The organism is Paenibacillus sp. FW126-R14 (assembly GCF_058789495.1).
This window is the reverse complement of sequence record NZ_JBYTBS010000015.1, coordinates 68,507-87,647: the sequence shown is the minus strand read 5'-3', so window position 1 is coordinate 87,647 and position 19,141 is coordinate 68,507. Positions and strand designations below refer to the sequence as shown.

At 48.5% G+C, this 19,141-nt stretch carries 20 protein-coding genes; 16 read left to right on the top strand and 4 right to left on the bottom strand.

Annotated features, from left to right (window positions below; translation table 11 throughout):
• Positions 1-5 precede the first annotated feature (5 nt).
• Genes AC3WRW_RS12490 through AC3WRW_RS12480 form a run of 3 tightly spaced genes read left to right on the top strand, consistent with a single transcriptional unit; the run spans position 6 to position 2,238 of the window.
• Complete coding sequence (locus AC3WRW_RS12490; RefSeq protein WP_492546646.1) at positions 6-1,208, top strand: glutathionylspermidine synthase family protein; 1,203 nt, start codon at positions 6-8, stop codon at positions 1,206-1,208.
• Positions 1,205-1,852 carry a signal peptide protein gene (locus AC3WRW_RS12485; RefSeq protein ID WP_492546645.1) on the top strand — a complete coding sequence of 216 codons (648 nt, stop codon included), beginning with the start codon at positions 1,205-1,207 and terminating at the stop codon, positions 1,850-1,852. The genes AC3WRW_RS12490 and AC3WRW_RS12485 overlap by 4 nt, the downstream gene beginning before the upstream one ends.
• Positions 1,849-2,238 carry a DUF350 domain-containing protein gene (locus tag AC3WRW_RS12480; protein WP_492546644.1) on the top strand — a complete coding sequence of 130 codons (390 nt, stop codon included), beginning with the start codon at positions 1,849-1,851 and terminating at the stop codon, positions 2,236-2,238. Before AC3WRW_RS12485 ends, AC3WRW_RS12480 begins: the two co-directional genes overlap by 4 nt.
• Positions 2,239-2,244: 6 nt before the next feature.
• Here the strand turns inward: AC3WRW_RS12480 and AC3WRW_RS12475 are convergent, their stop codons facing one another.
• The 3 genes from AC3WRW_RS12475 to AC3WRW_RS12465 are packed head-to-tail and all read right to left on the bottom strand — an operon-like array spanning position 2,245 to position 5,121.
• Positions 2,245-3,288 (bottom strand): HD-GYP domain-containing protein, encoded by a 1,044-nt coding sequence (locus AC3WRW_RS12475; protein ID WP_492546643.1) that lies wholly within the window; start codon positions 3,286-3,288, stop codon positions 2,245-2,247.
• 46 nt (positions 3,289-3,334) lie between these two features.
• Complete coding sequence (locus AC3WRW_RS12470; RefSeq protein WP_492546642.1) at positions 3,335-4,408, bottom strand: ThiF family adenylyltransferase; 1,074 nt, start codon at positions 4,406-4,408, stop codon at positions 3,335-3,337.
• A gap of 11 nt (positions 4,409-4,419) precedes the next feature.
• Complete coding sequence (locus tag AC3WRW_RS12465) at positions 4,420-5,121, bottom strand: molybdenum cofactor biosynthesis protein (RefSeq protein WP_492546641.1); 702 nt, start codon at positions 5,119-5,121, stop codon at positions 4,420-4,422.
• A 128-nt stretch (positions 5,122-5,249) separates the two neighbouring features.
• Between AC3WRW_RS12465 and AC3WRW_RS12460 the strand changes: the two genes are divergently transcribed.
• From AC3WRW_RS12460 to ytvI, 8 genes are all read left to right on the top strand, one after another.
• Positions 5,250-5,720: a hypothetical protein gene (locus AC3WRW_RS12460; RefSeq protein WP_492546640.1), complete on the top strand. Its 471-nt coding sequence runs from the start codon at positions 5,250-5,252 to the stop codon at positions 5,718-5,720.
• Positions 5,717-7,165, top strand: coding sequence for a bifunctional metallophosphatase/5'-nucleotidase (locus AC3WRW_RS12455; protein WP_492546639.1), 1,449 nt, complete (start codon positions 5,717-5,719; stop codon positions 7,163-7,165). The genes AC3WRW_RS12460 and AC3WRW_RS12455 overlap by 4 nt, the downstream gene beginning before the upstream one ends.
• Positions 7,166-7,268: 103 nt before the next feature.
• The gene (locus tag AC3WRW_RS12450) at positions 7,269-8,081 is read left to right on the top strand and encodes an undecaprenyl-diphosphate phosphatase (RefSeq protein ID WP_492546638.1); all 813 of its coding nucleotides are present in this window, start codon (positions 7,269-7,271) and stop codon (positions 8,079-8,081) included.
• Positions 8,082-8,198: 117 nt separating this feature from the next.
• Positions 8,199-9,332, top strand: a complete 1,134-nt coding sequence (locus tag AC3WRW_RS12445) for an HD-GYP domain-containing protein (protein ID WP_492546637.1) — start codon at positions 8,199-8,201, stop codon at positions 9,330-9,332.
• 65 nt (positions 9,333-9,397) lie between these two features.
• The gene (locus AC3WRW_RS12440) at positions 9,398-11,626 is read left to right on the top strand and encodes an MMPL family transporter (protein WP_492546636.1); all 2,229 of its coding nucleotides are present in this window, start codon (positions 9,398-9,400) and stop codon (positions 11,624-11,626) included.
• Positions 11,627-11,751: 125 nt separating this feature from the next.
• Positions 11,752-12,873, top strand: a complete 1,122-nt coding sequence (gene yfkAB / locus AC3WRW_RS12435; RefSeq protein WP_492546635.1) for a radical SAM/CxCxxxxC motif protein YfkAB — start codon at positions 11,752-11,754, stop codon at positions 12,871-12,873.
• Between the two features lie 29 nt (positions 12,874-12,902).
• The gene (locus AC3WRW_RS12430; protein ID WP_492546634.1) at positions 12,903-14,240 is read left to right on the top strand and encodes a hemolysin family protein; all 1,338 of its coding nucleotides are present in this window, start codon (positions 12,903-12,905) and stop codon (positions 14,238-14,240) included.
• A gap of 14 nt (positions 14,241-14,254) precedes the next feature.
• Complete coding sequence (gene ytvI, locus AC3WRW_RS12425) at positions 14,255-15,301, top strand: sporulation integral membrane protein YtvI (RefSeq protein WP_492546633.1); 1,047 nt, start codon at positions 14,255-14,257, stop codon at positions 15,299-15,301.
• Between the two features lie 107 nt (positions 15,302-15,408).
• Here the strand turns inward: ytvI and AC3WRW_RS12420 are convergent, their stop codons facing one another.
• A complete protein-coding gene (locus AC3WRW_RS12420) occupies positions 15,409-16,095 on the bottom strand; it encodes a C40 family peptidase (protein WP_492546632.1) in 687 nt (228 codons plus the stop codon).
• 205 nt (positions 16,096-16,300) lie between these two features.
• On the opposite strand from AC3WRW_RS12420, the gene AC3WRW_RS12415 reads away from it, so the two are divergent.
• The 5 genes from AC3WRW_RS12415 (at position 16,301) to AC3WRW_RS12395 (ending at position 19,059) form a co-directional block, all read left to right on the top strand.
• Positions 16,301-16,525: a spore coat associated protein CotJA gene (locus tag AC3WRW_RS12415; RefSeq protein WP_492546631.1), complete on the top strand. Its 225-nt coding sequence runs from the start codon at positions 16,301-16,303 to the stop codon at positions 16,523-16,525.
• A complete protein-coding gene (locus AC3WRW_RS12410) occupies positions 16,522-16,788 on the top strand; it encodes a spore coat protein CotJB (RefSeq protein WP_492546630.1) in 267 nt (88 codons plus the stop codon). Before AC3WRW_RS12415 ends, AC3WRW_RS12410 begins: the two co-directional genes overlap by 4 nt.
• Before the next feature lie 16 nt (positions 16,789-16,804).
• Entirely contained in the window at positions 16,805-17,374 is a 570-nt protein-coding gene (locus tag AC3WRW_RS12405; protein ID WP_492546629.1) for a manganese catalase family protein, read from the top strand.
• Between the two features lie 451 nt (positions 17,375-17,825).
• Positions 17,826-18,284, top strand: coding sequence for an SMI1/KNR4 family protein (locus AC3WRW_RS12400; protein WP_492546628.1), 459 nt, complete (start codon positions 17,826-17,828; stop codon positions 18,282-18,284).
• Between the two features lie 313 nt (positions 18,285-18,597).
• Entirely contained in the window at positions 18,598-19,059 is a 462-nt protein-coding gene (locus AC3WRW_RS12395) for a hypothetical protein (protein WP_492546627.1), read from the top strand.
• Positions 19,060-19,141: the final 82 nt, after the last annotated feature.

Below are 19,141 nucleotides of genomic sequence, written 5' to 3'. Positions count from 1 at the left end.
GGTTAATGAACGTGGTATTCGAAGTCATCGGAACGCCTTCGCCGGAGAGAGAGCAGAGAGTCAGGCAGCTGGAGGAGATCGGATTCACATGGGCGAATCTGGAAGATGAAGCTTACTGGATCGATCAAATTGTCCTCATGGAACAGCAAACTTATGAGGAACTAATCTGCGCGGCGGCGCTGCTGTGGCGCGTATTTGATAAAGCCGCTCGCCATGTGAAAGGAAACAGGGTGTTATACGAACGGCTGTCTATTCCCGAGGTGCTGTGGGACGGCTTAGACCGGCTGGAACTGGGTGCCATAGGGGTTATCAGCCGCTATGCACGGTTTGATTTTTCGGTGAATCAGCAGGGAGAAATTAAGCTCTTGGAGCTGAATGCAGACACGCCGACAGGTTATGTGGAAGCATCGATGGCAACACCGTGGTTGTGCGAACAAATCGGGCTTGTTTCCCCGAATACAGAGATGAGAAACCTGCTTCGCGCGGCGTGGGACATCGAAGGACCGGACTTTGCCGCCTGTGTGGCCTATGGGCGGCATGCGGAAGATACGGGAACCATCGATGCGCTCGTGGCTCATAGCGGAAGAAGCATGACTTGTGTAGATTGCCTGGATTTATGGATTGACGAAGGCGTGGTCAAGGTCGGCGAGCATCAAACTATCTCCAAAATGTTCGCGCTGTACCCAAAGGAATGGATGGGGATAGATGACGGTGGCGAGGCGCTTTCCTACGCCATTGAAGAACAATTCATTCAATTGTTCAATCCTTTGCATGCCGTCATCCTGCAGTCGAAGGGTTTGCAAGCCCTTGTATGGGAATTGCACAGGGAGAATTCCGCCATGTTCGCCTTGGAAGAGCATAAGGCGATAGCCGCCTATATGCTGCCTACCTTTTTCTCTGAGGAGCTGTCGGGGGATTATGTGTCCAAATCGATGTTCGGAAGAGAAGGGGGATCTGTTGAACTGTATGGCGCCACCGGCGAGCTGGAAATCAAGGATGAAGCCGGCTTTGATACGAGCGTTTTTTTTAAGCGTGTATACCAGCAGCGGGCGGATTTACCGGAACTAGGCTTTGCGCATGGAAGCAGGCATTTATTAACGGGACTTTTTGTATTGAACGGAATACCTTGCGGACTCCTAGGCCGGGCAGGCGGGAAAATTACAGGAAATGCAAGCCAATTTGTACCGATTGGAGTGAAAGCACCTTGAAACATAGACGATTTTGGCTTATGGGGGCGCTCGTCTTCGTCGTCATATTGATGATTTGGGGCGTAAGCAGCTTGTTCAACAAGAAGCCTTCTGTGTTAAGCAATGCGGCAGCCGGGAGCTCAGCGAGCGTAAGCGGCACGAACGGTGAAGTGCCTTGGGATTATCAAGTGCAGCAAGCCAAAGTTGGGGATTTGCTCGATGGAGATATGGTGCTGCTGCCGAACAATGAGCGCATATCGAATGACCAGAATTTTGCAACAGGCGACCAAATCTATGTGCTTAGCTATATGCAAGCAGCGATGAAGACGGATGATCAAGGGAAGAACGACGTGACATTATCACAATGGAAGCCCATCAAAACGTTCAAAACAAAGGAAGAAGCCGATAAAGATTTGACTGAATTAAAGGTGGAAATAAAGACGGATGTGAAATTGGTTGGCGTATATAAAACGGAGCTGGACGGTAATTTCCGCTATTTCGCTGTTGCGGAGCTGCCGACAGGGCAAAAGGTGAAGCAGCCGATTCCGGAGGAGCGCTATGCAAGCTTCAAAAACAAGAAGGAAGTTCAGGCTATTTTGGAGGAAGTACACGATTACAGCAATTATGATCAATCTATGGCAAAATTTCGGGGGTGGGCAGAATGATCGTCTTGAACATTGCGATTAGCTTCTTTGTTATTGTCCTGCTGCAATTTGCAGGGATGTATATATTTAGTTTAATGACGCCCTACCGCGATATGGAGGAAGTAAATAAGGGGAACGTAGCCGTTGGAATCACGATGGGCGGCAAATTTGTGGCAACCGCGATTGTACTGGCGATCGCCGCATACAGCAACTCCTCGATTTGGCATATGAGCTTATGGTTTGCGGTAGGTTACGTCTGTTTGCTTGCGGCGTACTGGGTATTCGATTGGCTGACGCCGGGCGTGAAGCTATCCGATCAGTTAAAAGGCGGCAACGTGGCTGTCGGCACGGTGCTTGCTTCCGTATATATCGGAATTGCCCTGGCCGTCAGTTCGCTTATTATTTAAAACGAATTAGATCGCGATCGACGAAATTTCGACGCTGCTCTGCAGCGAGAGATCCAGGAATTCATCATTGATGTTGATGAGCGGCCGGAAAAAGTCGGAAGGATTCGTCATGACGATGGTACCGGTTCGTCCATCGCTCAGGGATGCTTTTTTGCCGATAAAGTTAGGAATCATGTTGCGAATAAACACTTGGGTGATCTTCGGATCAAGCTGTCCGAAGCTCATCCGGTGAAGCTCCTTGAGAACGAACAAGAGATCGCGCTTCTCCTTATAAACCCGGTTGTTGATCATAGCGCTGTAGACATCGGCAACGGCAACAATTCGGGAGTAGGAGTGAATTTCCGTATTTTTTTTGCGTAAAGGATAGCCTGTACCGTCCATGCGTTCATGGTGCTCCAGCGCAACGAGAGCAAGGGTGTTGTCCTTTAACGAGGTTTTGATATACTCATAGCCATAAATGGTGTGCTTCTGTATTTCACCGAACTCGTCATTGGTCAGTTTGCCGGGTTTATTCATGATCGCCGGATCGACTTTGCATTTGCCGACATCGTGTAAATAGCCGGCTTTCCCAATGACGAGAGCTTCCTGCTCGCTTTTGTCCATCCATTTGGCAATGTAGTAGGACAACATGCCTACTTGTACACTGTGCAGAAACAAATAATCGTCTTGGCTGTGTAAAGAAAGAAGTAAGGAAACGACATCATTCTCTTCCTCAAAGCTCTCGATTAACGGATTGAAAGCGGATTCTATTTTTTGGTTTGATAGTAGTTCCGCGGTTTCTACACAACGAAAAATGTCTTTGATACCAGACATGCAGTCGTGAAAACAATTTAATTGAGCCAGCTTTACTTTGGGCACGGCTGCCGGCTCAGGGTCGGCTGCCGCAACCCTTGGGGCAATATCCACATATTCCACACTGTGGCGGTTAAGCATCGATATATCGCTTGCATCCACCACAGTGCCCGCTGACAGCAGATGAAGCCCTTTGGTATTGTAGGAATCGGAAATCAGTTTATCGCCAACTACCAGTTGAAGCACATGTATATGCATTGAATTTCCTCTCCCAGTCCTATGTTCATGTAGGTATATTGTAATACTACATCCCTATATAACGGCTGTAAAGACTTTTGGCCTGAATTAGATCATCCGTTCCTTGGATGAGGACGCGCCCGTCCGGGAAAATAATCATCGTCAAATCGGTAGCCGGTTGGAACTTTAAGAGGAAGCGGTTCCGCTCAACCGGACCTAGCGGTTTTAAACGCTCTTCCCAATATTCAAGCGGCTTGGCGGCAGGTATGACCGGATGAATCTGGACCGAGTTGCGACCGCATAAAGACTGGATGGTGTCGCTGTCCAAATGAGCTTCCAAGTAATCATATTGCTTGGAAGCGCAGGCGGGACAATCCGCTTTCCGCGCGCCGGTCATTTGAATGGCAGAGTGCTGATTGAACCAAAGGTCCCACTGCTGCATACGGGTATTCAGCTGCTCCGCAGCGCCCACCAGCAGCTTCATAGCTTCCGTGGCTTGAAACGAAGCCACAACATGAATAATGCCGCCAATGACACCGGCGGTATCGCAGGTTTCCGTCGTCCCCGCAGCCGGGGCTTGCGTGAACAGACAGCGGAGGCAGGGCGTTTGTCCCGGGAGGATCGTCAAAGAGACGCCTCTGGAAGCAACCGCGCCGCCATAAATCCAGGGAATGCCCAGCTTGATGCTCACATCGTTGATAAGGAATCGGACGGAGAAGTTATCCGTGCCATCTAGAATTAAATCCACATCGCCTAATAAGCCTTCGGCATTGGTGGCATTGAGATCCGTTACATGGGGCTCGATTGTGACCAGTGAATTCACTGACTGCAAGCGTTTGGCAGCTGCAACCGCCTTAGGCGTCATAGCTGCCGCATCCTCTTCGTCGTAAAGCATTTGGCGCTGCAAATTGCTGGCCTCGACAAAATCGCGGTCAATCAACCGGACATATCCGACTCCGGCGCGCACCATATGATTGGCTAGCACGGTGCCCAAGGCTCCCATGCCTACGATGGCGACTCGGCTGTTGTTCAGTTTGCGCTGCCCTTCCGAACCGATGGGGGAAAAGAGCACTTGTCTTGAGTAGCGCGCATCCACGCCGTTTTCTTGCCCTGTATGTAAAAATGTATCCACGTAAGTCATCTCCATTCCATCTATTCCGCTGTTGGCGCTTGGAGCGGGTTCCAGGGGCCGGTTTGGCTGCCTTTCCACTCCGAGCCGTCTTCCCAAATTTCCTTTTTCCAAATCGGTACGATTTGTTTCAAGCGTTCGATGGCATAGCGGCTGGCCTCATAGCAATCGGCCCGGTGCGGGGAAGAAACGGCAATAACGACGCTAGTCTCGGCAATGGCCACCTTGCCCAAACGATGGGTAATTGCACACAGGGTACCTGGCCAGCGGTCATCGATTTCTTGACCGATTGCTTCCATCGTTTTAATCGCCATAGGGACGTAGGCTTCATATTCCAAAAGGACGGTGCGCTGTCCATGCGTCATTTCCCGGGTTGTCCCCATGAAGACGAGCGAAGCGCCGTGATTGGGATGGTTCACTTTAGCGGCAACCTGCTGAGCGTCAATCGTCGTGTGGGTAATCTCATAGAAGGAAGGCTGTCCGCCGGACACCGGGGGAATGAGCGCGATTTCGTCAGCCGAAGAGACCATATCCCCATCGCCTGCATAGGCTTGATTTTTGGCAAAAAAGGAAGAGCTCAGTTGAGGAACCGCTGCCGGGTATTGTTCAGCGATCCTCTCTCTAAGCTGCTTAATGGAAACGGCCTCTTGTTCGATTTGTATATGTAGGACGGAAGTCCCGAAAAGTTCAACGAGTCCTGCGAAAAGTTGGATGCGTAGGTTCACGGCTTTGCTCCTAAATGCTTAGTGTTAGAATCCCTTACAGCATATCATATTTTCACCTCGGAATGGTATAATGGATGGTGCCAGGAGATGGCAGAGGCAAGCCTATGGGATGAGAGGAGAATGGTCAAGTGCAAGCAGATTTACGTATACAAGTGTCGGACACACATATAAAGGATGAAGCATTTACTGTTCAGGAAATGGTTGACTTGGCGGAGACGAAGCTAGCGCTGGAAGACCGTGTTCCGAATGCTGCGGGAGATGCTTTTGATTTGAAATCGTGGTATGGAAGCTGGAAACGCAGTCGTGGCGGGCAGCATCAGGGTGAGCCTACGCACTTGAAAGTAGAAGCTGCCGATGAGTTTCAAGCGCTGATGTCATGGGCGGAGGCAGATTCAGCTGTATTTCTGTATGCGCTGGACGGTGAACCGCTGAAGAAAGGGTACCCGATTCGCTTGTATGTGCCGGATGGCAGCAGTGAATGTCTCAATGTCAAAAGTGTCGTTAAAATATGGTTCCTTCACGATGCAGCGCTCGGCCAAGAAGCTTCCTTCGGATTTAAAAATAAAGTAACGCTCGATGAGCTGAAAATCAAGAAATGAGACGACTCCTTATTTTACATACGAACGATCTGCATAGTCATTTTGAGATGATGCCCCCAATTAGCGCTTATTTCAACCGTGCGCGCAGTCAGTGGCCATCCGATCAAGTGCTGACGCTGGATATAGGCGATCATATGGACCGGATGAGCCCGGAAACGGAAGGCACTAATGCCATCGCAAATTTGGAAATTATGAATGCGACCGGCTATGATGCCATGGTTCTCGGCAATAATGAAGGGCTGACGTTCACGCCTGACTTTTTGGGGGAGGTTGTCAAAGCGCATGCCGGTTTTCCGATTGTTGGAAGTAATATTTACGATAAAGCAACGGGCACAACGCCGGATTGGCTGCTGCCCTCTCTCATTCTTGAGAAGTCGGGCTTAAAGATCGGACTGATTGGCGTAACAGCGGCATATCCGGCTTATTATGAGCTGCTCGGTTGGCAGGTCACGGATCCGATTGCGGCCGTCAAGAAGCATACGGAGCTATTGCTCCCCCAAACGGACCTCATCGTCGTCATGTCTCATCTGGGTCTGCCGATGGACCGGCGCATAGCGGAGGAGCTGGAAGGCATCGATGTGATCCTCGGCGGTCATACGCATCATGTGCTGGAGGAGCCGCTCCTTATCGGCGGCACTTATTTGGCTGCGGCCGGCAAGTACGGGCAATACGCCGGCCATATCGAACTTGCTTACGATCCGGCGCAGCGCCGGATCGCCGAGTTCAAGAGCCGCGTCGTCCCGATGACGGCGGACAGCGAAGAAGACAGCAGCGTGGCTGCGCTGCTGGAGCGCTTTCGCATCGCCGGCGCAGCCGCGCTGGATGAAGAAGTGGCGCAGCTGCGGGAGCCGCTGCGCCTGGACTGGTACGGCGAATCCCCCCTGGGCAACTTGCTTGCCGCCGGGATTCGCCGCTGGACCAGCGCCGATATCGGGCTGGTCAACAGCGGCCAGCTCCTTCAGTCGCTGAAGGAGGGCCGCCTGACGCGCGGCAGATTGCTGGAAATCTGCCCGGGGCCGATCAATCCCTGCCGCGTGCTGCTCCGCGGCGCCGATTTGCGGCAAGCGCTCGAAGAGTCGCTGCTGCGCGAATTCATGGAGAAGCCGATCCGGGGACTCGGCTTCCGTGGCGAGGTGCTGGGCGTGCTCAGCGTCGACGGTATAACCGTTCGCGTGGACAGCTCCCGGGCACCTTACGAACGCGTCATCGCCGTGTATGTTGGCGATGAGCTTTTGGACCCGGGCCGTGACTATAGCGTCGGCACGATCGATATGTTTACTTTCGGGTCGGGTTACTTGTCCTTAAGCCGGGGGAAAGATGTGGTGTATATGCTCCCTGAATTTATTCGTGACATACTGGCACGCGAGCTTCGCGATCATGAGGCTGTCGCAGCCAGCCATTTTGCCAGATTTACGGATATTAGTCTCCCTAGTGAAAGGGAGTAAACGCGCGAATTTGATCAATGCAGTTGTCAGACTCCTCCTGTTCCAAGTAGAATATATAATTGGACAGGAGTCCGACAATAAACTCTACCTTTAGGGGGAAATCATGCATACTATTTTTGAAGCGATCATCATCGGAATCGTGGAGGGGTTAACCGAGTTCTTACCGGTGTCTTCTACGGGACATATGATTTTGGCGCAAAGTTTGCTGAACACGCAAAACGACGAAGTCATGAAAACATTCGATTTCGTTATCCAGCTTGGAGCCATTATGGCTGTCGTCATTATTTATTGGAAACGGATTTTATCTTTGTTTGGTTTGGTGAAAAGAAAGAGCGAGAGCAGAACGGGGAAAAAACTGAACCTGCTGCATATTCTTATCGGGATTATACCTGCCGGCGTTGTCGGCGTTATGTTTAGTCATGTTGTCGATGAGAAGCTCTTCAACTCGACGACTGTGCTTGTCGGACTTGTACTTGGCGGTATTCTGTTAATCATTGCCGAGCAGAAGAAATCACGGCCAACCACGGAAGTTTTGGACGACTTGACGTATCGCCAAGCGTTCTTCATCGGATTGTGGCAGTTGGTGTCCATCTGGCCTGGCTTCTCCCGTTCCGGCTCGACGATTGCGGGAGGGATGCTCTCCGGCGTTAGCCGCGCAGCTTCCGCCGACTTTACGTTCATCATGGCGATTCCCATCATGTTCGGCGCTTCAGGCATCTATTTTCTGAAAAATTATCATGCTCTTTCATCTGGTGACATTCCCTTCTTCGCAGTAGGCTTTGTGGTGGCGTTCATCGTAGCCATGCTGGCGGTTGTGTCCTTCATCAAATTCGTTCAGAATATGAAATTGACCTATTTTGCCTACTATCGTTTTGCGGTAGCGATCGTTTTTGCACTCTATATGTTCTTAAAGTAATAAGCCTTGTTTCATTAGCGAACCGCGTCGAATGATGCGGTTTTTTATGTTGAACTTTTATGTGAAATCTATTACATTTAGATAGAAAACAACGCTCAGCTACACGGGGGTCCTTACATGCTGTTAATGCCGATCAACAAGTGTCATCCTGGAATGAGGCTGGCCAAGAACATTTACAACGAAGATGGTATGGTTTTACTGGCTGTTAACGTTGAACTTACGCAGAGATTAATTGATCGGCTATTTTCTTACGGTATTGACTACATATATATCGCAGATTCCAGGACCGATGACGTGATTCAGGTCGATGTCATTCAAGATGAAACGCGCAGCAGGGCGGTTATCGAAATTCGGGATACCTTTAAGAAGGTTATGGAAGACTCGAACAAACGCGGAGCTGTCAGCTATTACGATATCGGGCGCAATTTCCGTGACGTCATGAAAATGATTATTGATGATTTAAGCGCTCATCAGGGCGCTATGGTCATGCTCAATAATATGAATATTAAAGATAATTATTTGTTTCAGCATTCGGTGAATGTCAGCATTTACGCCATCATGCTCGGCATTAGTTTCGGGTACAGCCGTGAAAAGCTGGAGACGCTTGGGCTTGGCGCTTTGCTGCACGATATTGGAAAGACCAAAATTCCGCTCGGCATTCTGCGCAAGCCGTCTCAATTGACTGCGGAGGAATTCGCCGAAATGAAAAATCATACGACCTACGGTTTTCAAATATTGAAAAATGAACCGAACATTCCTCTGCTGTCCGCACACTGCGCTCTACAGCATCATGAACGAATGAACGGAAGCGGGTACCCGAGAGGCTTGGAAGGTCCGGACATTAATGAATTTGCAAGATGGATCGGGTTGGTAGACTCTTACGACGCGATGACGACAACACGTGTGTATCGCAGGCCGTTATTGCCGCATGAAGCCATGGAGCAGCTATTTGCAGGTTCAGGCACCATGTACGATCAAAGCCAAATTGCCTTGTTCCGCGATAAAATTGCGATTTACCCGCTAGGCATCACCGTGAAATTGAACACAGGCGAATTCGGTATCGTATCCAAATTAAATATGACGGTTCCGCAAAGACCGGTTGTCCGGATTCTGCAGGATGAATCGGGAAGAGAACTGAAAGAACCTTACGAAATCGATCTGTCCATTAAGCATTCCGTCTTAATTTCGGAGATCGGAGAAATTAAAATCAACGATCTGGACACAGAATCGGGTATGCCAGCCATACTTTGAGATAAAATAGAGATAACGAATATGAAGAACCTGGGCTCCCAGGTTCTTTTTGCAAATCAGGGGGGATGAATGTGAGAGAATCAGCGGTGAAAGGGAAATTTTGGAGATGGGGATACGCCATGTACCGCTTTCGATGGCTTGTCCTTACAATTGGCGTGCTGCTGCTCCTTAGCTTCGCTATTTTTGCTCAGAAAACACCCGGCATCCTCAAGGACAACGGCTTTACACCCAAAGGCAGCGAGTCGGATCGCGGTTTGATCCAATTGAGGGACGAGCTTGGCGTGCCGCTTACGAGCCTTAACCTGGTGTATACGGGAAATGGCCTCGATATGACGGAGAAAGCACAGCAGCAAGCGATCATGGATTCGCTCAGCGAATTGAAGAAGCTGCCGTATGTAGAAAGCGTAAATTTCATCGCTACACCGCGGAACGAGGGGCATACGGATGTGCAGGCTGTCACCGTTTCGTTAGACTTGGACACGGACCCGGCATTGGAGAAATACCCCGAACTGAAAGATCGCGTGCATCCTCCAGAGGGAATGAAGGTCTACGTCACGGGAGGGCCTGCGATCTTGCATGACATGCAGGAAGCGAGCAAGCATGATATTGCCAAATCGGAAGCGATTGGCTTGCCGATTGCGCTTATCGTATTGTTAATTGTTTTTGGGACGTTAGTCACCGCGCTGCTGCCTATGATTGTTGGTCTCATGAGCGTAACGCTGACGCTTGGAATTACTTATTTTATCGCGCAGCACCAATCCTTATCGAATTTCCTCCCCAATATGGTGACGATGCTGGGACTTGCTGTCGGTATTGATTATGCGCTGTTTCTGGTCAGCCGCTTCCGGGAGGAGCTCAAGGTGCAGCCGAATGCAGCTGAAGCCGTAGCGATGACTTGCCAGACGGCGGGCAAATCGATTTTCTTTTCCGGCATTGCGGTTTTGATCGGACTTCTGGGGATGCTGTTCGTGGACCTTACCTTCTTTCGCTCCTTGTGCTTAGGGGGAATTATCGTTGTATCCATCTCTGTCGTTGTCGCCAACACGATGCTGCTTTCTCTGCTTGGGCTGCTCGGAGAGCGGATCAACTCCCTGCAGGTGCTTCCTAAGCGCTTTCGTAAGCAGGAAACGTCCCGTTTCTGGGAAAAGGTCGCTTATGGCGTGATGAAAAGGCCGATCCTGTTGGTCGTCCTTGTCGGCGGCGTTTTGATCTACGCGATGACGCCCATCGGTCAGATGAAGCTAAGCGTGCCTAACGCGGAGGTGCTGCCTCCGAGCTACGAGTCGAGATATGGTTCCGATTTGCTCAAAACGGCCTATGACCCCCGCATGATGGGACCGATCCAAATCGTTGTACATACGCAAGATGACGTATGGGAAGAGTCATCGATTCGCCAAATCCGCGCCTATGTGGATCAAGTAAAAGACGTTTCCGGCGTCAAAGACATTCAAAGCTATCTCAGTACGCTTGGCCAACATACAGATGCTGAATTAGCCGGCATATTGAAAGGGCCCGGAGTCAAAGAAAAAATCGAAGGAAGCAAGCTGGCGAAAGGGCACACTGCCCTTCTCGTGATCGTGCCTGAGAAGGACCCGGATGACACGACGACGGACGGGCTCGTGCGGAAGCTTCGCGCCTTGGACCGGGGCGGACTCGATATTGCAGTCACCGGCGGCCCTGCGTACCGGCTTGATATCATCGATCGGATTCAGAATGAGATCCCGATGGTGCTCACTTTCGTCATGGGAATCACCTACATCGTCCTTCTGTTTGCTTTCCGGTCTGTTCTGCTGCCGCTTAAGGCCGTTCTGATGAATATGCTTAGTCTCGGAGCGAGTCTCGGTTGTGTGGTGCTCGTGTTTCAGCACGGCTACATGGCGGATCTGCTGCACATTACATCCATTGGCTATGTCAGTGCGACGCTGCCGGTCATTATTTTTTGCGTCGTGTTCGGCATTTCGATGGATTATGAAGTTTTCTTGATTTCCCGCATTATGGAGGAATATGAAGCAAGCGGCGATAACGATAAGAGCACCGCGGAAGGACTTAAAAAAACAGGCAGCTTGATTACAAGCGCAGCATTCATTCTGGTCGTTGTCGTCGGCTCGTTTATTTTCACGGATATTGAAATTATGAAGGCGCTCGGTTTGGGGCTTGGCCTTGCGGTTCTGATCGACGCGACGATCGTTCGCGTAATGCTCGTTCCCGCTTTGATGAAGCTGCTTGGTGATGCGAACTGGTGGGCGCCGAAGTGGCTGCGGGCGAAATCGCCTGTTCATGCGAATAAACAGTAGCGGAACGGGAGGGCGGTTTCCTTTTTTACGAATCATAAGTTACAATAAAGGGCATAGGTATAGGCATGATAAGAACAAACAGCAAGTGAATAGGAAATGATAGGTCAGGTGTAAACAGCATGAATATGAATGGAACACGCTCCTTGTTACCGGAGCTATCCCCCGTGTACGATCCTTGGGACCCGATTCGGTCTTATCGCAAATACGGGAAGCACGTACTTACAAGTGTAGAGTTAACGATAACGAATCTGTGCAATATGAGGTGTGAGCACTGTGCGGTAGGCGATTCGTTAACGATGACGGAAGGGCCTCGTATTCCCTTGCCGGTTATTTTGAATAAGCTGGATCAGGTGGAGCATTTGGAGACGATTAGTTTGACAGGCGGAGAACCCTCCTACCATATCAAAATTGTCAAAGACTATATGCTGCCCATCCTTCAATATGCCCGCGATCGCGGCATTCGAACACAAATCAATTCCAATTTGACGCTGGACTTAGAGCGTTATGAGCTTCTGGCTCCCTATTTGGATGTTATGCATATCTCCTTTAATTACTTAAATGCGGACGATTTCCACCAAGTCGGCTTCGTTAATTCTCAGCATCCTGTAGGCCGCGAAACGGCGGTGCGCATGTATGAACGTATGGTGGAAAATACGATAGCGCTCAGCAAAGGCGGGCTCTATGTCTCGGCGGAATCCATGATTAACACGCGTACGCATGAGAAACTGCCGCAAATCCACAAGCTTATTGACGAAATGGGCTGCAAACGGCACGAGGTTCACCCGATGTATGCGAGCTCCTTTGCCTCACATTTGCCCATGGTTTCGCTGGACGAGTTAAGAAGCAGCATTCACCGGCTGCTGGACAGCAGGAATCGCGATATGTGGATGCTATTCGGCACATTGCCGTTCTTTGCTTGCAATGAGCTTGAAGAGGACCGGACGCTGGTCAAAAGGCTTCGCGAGGAGCCGAATGTTACGGTCAGGAATGATCCGGACGGACGAAACCGCTTGAATGTGAGCACATTTACCGGCGAGGTGTTCGTTACGGATTTCGCCAATGAACCTCCTTTGGGCAATATTCATGACGATCCTCTGGATGACATTTTTGCACGATGGGAGCATAATCCGCTCAATCAAAAAGTGAACTGCTTCTGCAGCGCAGCCTCTTGCTGCGGACCGAACCTGCTGGTTGCCGACTCATATTACCGTTCCGTGGATTTCAAAAAGCGTAAAGCTATTATCTAATATCATCAATCTGAAGGAGATATCCGCAATTGCCACATACTTCCTTTGAAATTGGACCCATCTTTCTTAATTTGGTATTAGTATTTATTCTCGTTTTTCTGAACGGTTTCTTCGTTGCTGCTGAATTTGCGCTTGTGAAGGTGCGGCATTCCCGCATTCAGCAGCTTCTTAATGAGGGCAACGGCAAAGCCAAGTATGCGAGCAAAGTCACATCGCAATTAGATACCTATTTGTCAGCTACGCAGCTGGGCATTACACTGGCCTCGCTGGGTTTAGGCTGGGTTGGGGAACCGGCTGTTTCCGAGCTGATTATGGAGCCATTTTTCCACACGCTGGGCTTGCAAGCTTCCGTATATACACATGCGGCTTCCTTCATCGTTTCATTTGGCTTTATTACGTTTCTGCACATTGTGATGGGGGAGCTGGCTCCGAAATCTTTCGCGATTCAAAAAGCGGAACTAACTTCGCTGTGGCTATCTGCGCCGCTTTTGTTCTTCTACAAGCTGTTTCGTCCGATCATTTGGTTTCTTAATGGTGCGGCGAACAAGTTTTTGTCCTGGATTGGCGTAGAACCGGCAAGCGAGCATGAAGCCGCCCATACGGAGGAAGAAATTCGCATCCTCATGGACGAAAGCGTGAAAAGCGGTCATATCGACCAAGATGAAATGGTGCTTTTTGATAATATATTTGAATTCTCGGAACGGATTGCCCGTGAAGTGATGCTGCCGCGTACGGATATGGATTGTCTGTATTTAGAGCTGAGTTTTATTGAAAATTTAAGCATGGTTCATGAAACAAAACATACCCGCTATCCAGTTGCCGACGAGGATAAAGATAGAATTGTCGGTTTCGTACATATTGCCGACCTGTTTACAGCCGATCCCGATGTCGAGCATGAGATTAAGGATTTCCTTCGCCCTATTCTCAATGTTCCCGAATCGATGGAAGTCAGCCGCGTTCTGAAACTCATGCAAAAAAAGCATTCGCAATTAGCGATCGTCGTGGATGAATACGGCGGTACGGCCGGACTTCTCACTTTAGAGGATATTATGGAGGAGATTGTTGGCGAGCTGCATGACGAGTTCGATATCGACGAGCGGCCGGGCGTTGAGGTGAAAGACAAATATACGTCCGTTGACGGGCGTGTGTTGATTGAGGACTTGAACGATCTGCTCGATCTGGAGATTGAGGACGAAGATGTGGACTCCATCGGGGGTTGGCTGTTTAAAAATTTGGAGGGTGCTCCGGTTAAAGGTAAAAAGATAGCATACGGCAATCACGTTTTTGAAGTTTCCGAAGTGGATCGATTGCGAATTGTACGCATACATATTACTAAAATCAACGATGTAAAGCCCGATAATGAATAAGCGGAGGAATTCCTATGTCGCCTAAGACGACACTGACCATGGTGCTTGGATTGCTGCTCCTGTACGGATTGTTCACGATAGGGTTACCTTTCCTGCTCGCTTTAGTGACAGCTATTTTTTTGGATCCTCTCACTGTGCTGCTCATGCGCGCTATAAAGGTTAGCCGGTTGATTGCCGCGTCAATCATCTCCACGATTTTTACATTGCTGGCCTTGGCCTTGTTCTATTTCATCGGGTTTAATGTCGTGACGGAAGTCATCGATTTGGGGCGGAAAGCTCCCAATTATATGGACGAAGTCAATAAATACGTCGATCAGGCCGTGAGCCGGACCCAGTTGTTCTACGATTCCTTGTCGCCGGAAATGGCGGCACAGGTGCAAACTTGGCTGGAGCGAAGCACGGAAACTTTAACCAAGACATTAACCGACGCTCTTAGCGGCGTTTCCGGATTTTTCCTGAACATGGCAGGTAAAATACCGAATTTCTTCATCGTCATGATCGTCTATGTTATCGCGTTATACTTGTGTATGTTTAGCCTGCTGAGAATGAGAGCTGCGTTCCTGTCCATGTTCGAAGAGCAGACAAGAGCAAAGATGGAAAATGTCCTCGTTTATTTGCGGGAAGCCATCTTCGGCTTTATCCGGGCCCAGCTCATCATGGCGATCTTAACGTACCTGGTCACCTTCATAGGCTTGCTGGTGCTCGGAGCTGAATATCCGCTGGCGATTTCATTACTGGTGATGGTCATGGAATTTGTTCCGGTCATTGGTACGGGGCTTGTGTTTATCCCTTGGTTTGGCTATCAGCTGTTGGTCGGACATACGGGCATGGGAATCGGATTATTGGTCTTGTTCCTTGTGCTGACGATATTCCGCCGGATTGTGGAGCCTAAGGTGTTAAGCGAAGCGGTGGGGATTAATGCACTCGCTGCATTAATTAGCTTGTATATCGGCTTCGAGCTGCTAGGCGTAGCCGGTTTGTTTTTAGGACCTTTGGTCGTTATTATTTATCAGGCGATGCGGAAGGCCGGCCTTTTGAAGTTGAATATCAAGTTGGACTGATATAGAAGGAAGTCCCTGCTCTTTGCCGGTTATGGCGTGGGGCAGGGACTTTTTTTTGTCAAAAAGGCCGTCTCATGTGCAGATCGTATGTGTCAAACAAACACAAACTAATAAACTCGCTTAGCTCCTAGGTACCTAGGACCCCAATACGAGCTTGTAAGGCTTTGCGGGTAGATGCCTGCGGATCGTGTGGCGGACAGGAACTGCCCATTCCCCATATAAAATCCGACATGGTCAACGACGCCAGGGGTAGATATCGAAAAGAACACCAGGTCGCCTGGCTGCAAATTCCCCTGACTCACAGATACCCCTGTGTCAAAAAGCTCTTTGGAGGTTGTTCGCACTGCCGGTATTCCGTTTCTCTGAAACATGTAATAAACAAAACCGGAGCAATCAAAGCCTTGAGGGGTCGTGCCGCCCCATAGGTAGGGAGTTCCGATAAAGTTTTTCGCATCGTCGAGCAGTTGGCGTTTTTTTAGCGAATGAGAGATGCTGGTCTGAGTAGCGGCATCCGCTATGCCAGTTGGAGATAGCGAGTAAGCTTTTTGATAATCAATAACAGCTTGAGCTGTGATCGTACCGAAGTAACCAGTGATGGTCGGATAGGTAAAGTAGCCGAGGGTTTTTAAATTTGTTTGCAGGGCGGACACCGAGGAACTGGTCATTCCTTGCGTTAAAGTGGCGCTGCTTGAGACAGCGGTTGCTGCAGATGCGGAAGGGGCGGGAGTCATGACGTTAATGGCGACGGTGGCAAGAATTGTTGCAGAAACAAGAATTCGTATGGATCGTGTCATTAGTGAAGTCCTCCAGATGTTAGATTGTGTAAGTAATGGAGCCACATGGATTAATTCTATAATAAGCGGTAAAAGCATTCGGTGACTATAACGAAATATTGGCAAAACAGTGATTTTGGCCAAGTCGTGCCGCATATACGTGTTTTATAGGCTTTTGCCGCTATGCCCGATCTCTGTGCAACGAAGTGAGAAAAGGAGGTGTCGTATGCATTCGCAATATAAAAAATACTTCCCCTACATCAGTCCGTTCGATCCTTGTCCGCCAATCCGTGTGAAATTGTATAATACACCGCCGCAGCTCTATATGAGCTTTCAGCCGCCAGGCTTGCCGCAGTTTAGCCCATATGAAGCTTTGCAAAAGGGAACGCTCTGGCCTGCTCTGTTTGGACCTTACGAATCAAAAATAGAAGAAGGGAGCCCATGGATATGAATCCACCAGCGGTACCGGAATCTTATTACAAGATGATGCATGACCTGCAAGCCGTTGACTTCGTTTTGGTGGAGTTGACGCTTTATTTGGATACGCATCCGCACGATCTCGCGGCTATCCAGCAGTACAATCAATTCGCGCAAAAGAGAACGATGCTGGTTCAGGAATTTGAACTGGAATTTGGCCCGCTTATGGCTTTTGGTCAAGCCTACAGCAAACATCCTTGGCAATGGATTGAAACGCCATGGCCATGGCAGGTCTGAACAAGGAGGAAGAGCCATGTGGATTTATGAAAAAAAGCTGCAATATCCTGTCCGAGTCAGCAAATGCGACCCTCGAATGGCGAAGCTTCTGCTTGAGCAGTACGGCGGTGCGGACGGTGAGCTTGCTGCAGCATTGCGGTATTTGAATCAGCGTTATGCCATTCCGGATAAGGTGGTGGGGCTGTTAACGGATATTGGCACGGAGGAATTCGCTCATCTTGAGATGATTGCGACCATGGTTTATAAGCTCATGAAAGACGCAACCCTTGACCAACTCAAAGCTGCCGGACTGGATGATCATTATGCGAGTCATGACAGGGCCCCGTTTTATCAGAACGCGTCAGGCGTGCCATGGACGGCCGCATACATACAAGCGAAGGGAGATCCCATTGCAGATCTCTATGAAGATATAGCTGCTGAAGAGAAAGCAAGAGCTACGTACCAATGGCTGATTGATTTGACGGATGACGTCGATCTTCAGGATAGTTTGAAATTTCTTCGGGAGCGGGAGATTGTGCATTCTCTGCGGTTTAGGGAGGCTGTTGAAATTTTGAAGGAGGATAGGGAGCAGAGGAAGATTTTTTGAGGGCACAAGTGATCTGAGAAGGGGATAAGGCTTGGGTGCCTGAACTGTGAGTTTATTTGAATGATAGGTTTAACCACTTTGCGATTAAATGTCGTTTGGTGGTTTTTTTGTGTTTGGTTTTTTCGACTAGCGATTTAAAATGGCACTACTTGGCACGTTATAAAGAATCCGCTGAGTTTGAATTTGTATACGTATGTTAAGAAAGCCCGTTTCCGAAGTTCCTATTGTTATTGGAACTGGTAGCAAAGCGAACCCAAATACTTGTTGCCGGACAGCCGGAAGAAGTCCGACGTTGTTTCTTCTTAGATGGTAATAAGGTTAACGTTCTGCTTGAACTCGTATCATGGGGAATGTTTGACAGATGGGATTTCAACAATTATTCATCTCTAAGTTCTTTTACAGATATTTTTGAAGATGATAGAACTATTAGTAAAGAAAAAAGGTGCTCAAAATGCATTTTGAAATGGACAATACTTTTGCCCCTATATCTTTAGAAGCTATTCAAGAAGTAGAGAAGAGATATGGGTTTATACTACCAAATGATTACAAGGATTTTTTATTAAAGTACAATGGTGGGAAACCAAGACCTAATGTGATGTTCACTACTAAAAATGGATTTTTAACAAGCTATCTCATTTTTGTTCTTCCTTTATTTGACAGGGAAGTGCCTAGCTTAGTTGGAAATTTTCTGTTTTTTCACAAAGAAGAAGGAAACCTTCCATCCAATATAATTACATTTGGAGAAGACCCTCTTAGAAATTTACTGTGCATTTCGGTAGAAGGCAATGATAATGGATTTATTTACTACTGGGATTACATGAATGATGATAGTGATACACCAACCTATGATCATTTAGTACTTATCTCAGAGAGTTTCTCTAAGTTTATTGAAGAACTACGAACTGAGTAGGCAGATTACTCCACCTTGCGACTAACCACCCGTAGGGTGGTTTTCTTTTTGTTGCTGCTGTAGCGCTAACAATGTATATCACCGCTAAAACTTTACAAGCGGCGAAACTTTCATTTCAGAAGACAACTTTAACATTACTCAAAATTGCAGCATATTGCGACAGAGATAAATGTAACAACTAAAAAAGAGGACTTTGAAACAGACGATGGAAAACATTTGAAAAATATTTTTCCAATTCTTGTAACAAATAATCATATAGTAGTGTCTACTATTATGTAGTGGAATTTATATTATATTTTAGGAGGAACCATCAATGAAAAGAAAAGTAGTAACAGTCCTGGCAGCATTCGCAGTATTTATGTCACTCACCTCATCTGCATTTGCAAGACCTGCCATGCCGGAAGAAGACAGTGCGAGTAACCCTAATATTTTTTATGGAGTAGGAGATTATTTCACTGGTACTTTCTCTAGTTTTAATGATATCGATTATTTCCAATGGACAAACGATACAGGTTCAGCTAGAACGGTATTTTTGTATTTCTGGCAGCCAAACTACACGACTTTAAATTATGGTATTAATTCCGTAGGTATTTCTGGTGGAAGCGCTCCGGGTGCTTCAACTCGACTTTGGAGTGCAAATGGCCGTGAAAACTGGCAGTTGTATGTTCCTGCTGGGGCAAAAGTAACCGTCACCACGAGAAGCTATACGTATTCTGGAACAGATCCGAGTGTTCCGTACGAACTGCTTCTAAACTCAGGCTACACGCCGCAATAAAGCGTCTTTGGATCAAAGGTACAGCATTCTCAATTTTTTGAGAGGGCTGTACCTTTTTTACTTAAAGGGACTCTTCAGTGAC

Excerpts from the sequence above, each read along its gene's own strand:
- AC3WRW_RS12490 (WP_492546646.1), top strand. The coding sequence starts at position 6 with ATGAACGTGGTATTCGAAGTCATCGGAACGCCTTCGCCGGAGAGAGAG.
- AC3WRW_RS12480 (WP_492546644.1), top strand. The coding sequence starts at position 1,849 with ATGATCGTCTTGAACATTGCGATTAGCTTCTTTGTTATTGTCCTGCTG.
- AC3WRW_RS12475 (WP_492546643.1), bottom strand. The coding sequence starts at position 3,288 with ATGCATATACATGTGCTTCAACTGGTAGTTGGCGATAAACTGATTTCC.
- AC3WRW_RS12470 (WP_492546642.1), bottom strand. The coding sequence starts at position 4,408 with ATGACTTACGTGGATACATTTTTACATACAGGGCAAGAAAACGGCGTG.
- AC3WRW_RS12455 (WP_492546639.1), top strand. The coding sequence starts at position 5,717 with ATGAGACGACTCCTTATTTTACATACGAACGATCTGCATAGTCATTTT.
- AC3WRW_RS12450 (WP_492546638.1), top strand. The coding sequence starts at position 7,269 with ATGCATACTATTTTTGAAGCGATCATCATCGGAATCGTGGAGGGGTTA.
- AC3WRW_RS12445 (WP_492546637.1), top strand. The coding sequence starts at position 8,199 with ATGCTGTTAATGCCGATCAACAAGTGTCATCCTGGAATGAGGCTGGCC.
- AC3WRW_RS12440 (WP_492546636.1), top strand. The coding sequence starts at position 9,398 with ATGAATGTGAGAGAATCAGCGGTGAAAGGGAAATTTTGGAGATGGGGA.
- yfkAB (WP_492546635.1), top strand. The coding sequence starts at position 11,752 with ATGAATGGAACACGCTCCTTGTTACCGGAGCTATCCCCCGTGTACGAT.
- ytvI (WP_492546633.1), top strand. The coding sequence starts at position 14,255 with ATGTCGCCTAAGACGACACTGACCATGGTGCTTGGATTGCTGCTCCTG.
- AC3WRW_RS12420 (WP_492546632.1), bottom strand. The coding sequence starts at position 16,095 with ATGACACGATCCATACGAATTCTTGTTTCTGCAACAATTCTTGCCACC.
- AC3WRW_RS12415 (WP_492546631.1), top strand. The coding sequence starts at position 16,301 with ATGCATTCGCAATATAAAAAATACTTCCCCTACATCAGTCCGTTCGAT.
- AC3WRW_RS12410 (WP_492546630.1), top strand. The coding sequence starts at position 16,522 with ATGAATCCACCAGCGGTACCGGAATCTTATTACAAGATGATGCATGAC.
- AC3WRW_RS12405 (WP_492546629.1), top strand. The coding sequence starts at position 16,805 with ATGTGGATTTATGAAAAAAAGCTGCAATATCCTGTCCGAGTCAGCAAA.
- AC3WRW_RS12400 (WP_492546628.1), top strand. The coding sequence starts at position 17,826 with ATGCATTTTGAAATGGACAATACTTTTGCCCCTATATCTTTAGAAGCT.
- AC3WRW_RS12395 (WP_492546627.1), top strand. The coding sequence starts at position 18,598 with ATGAAAAGAAAAGTAGTAACAGTCCTGGCAGCATTCGCAGTATTTATG.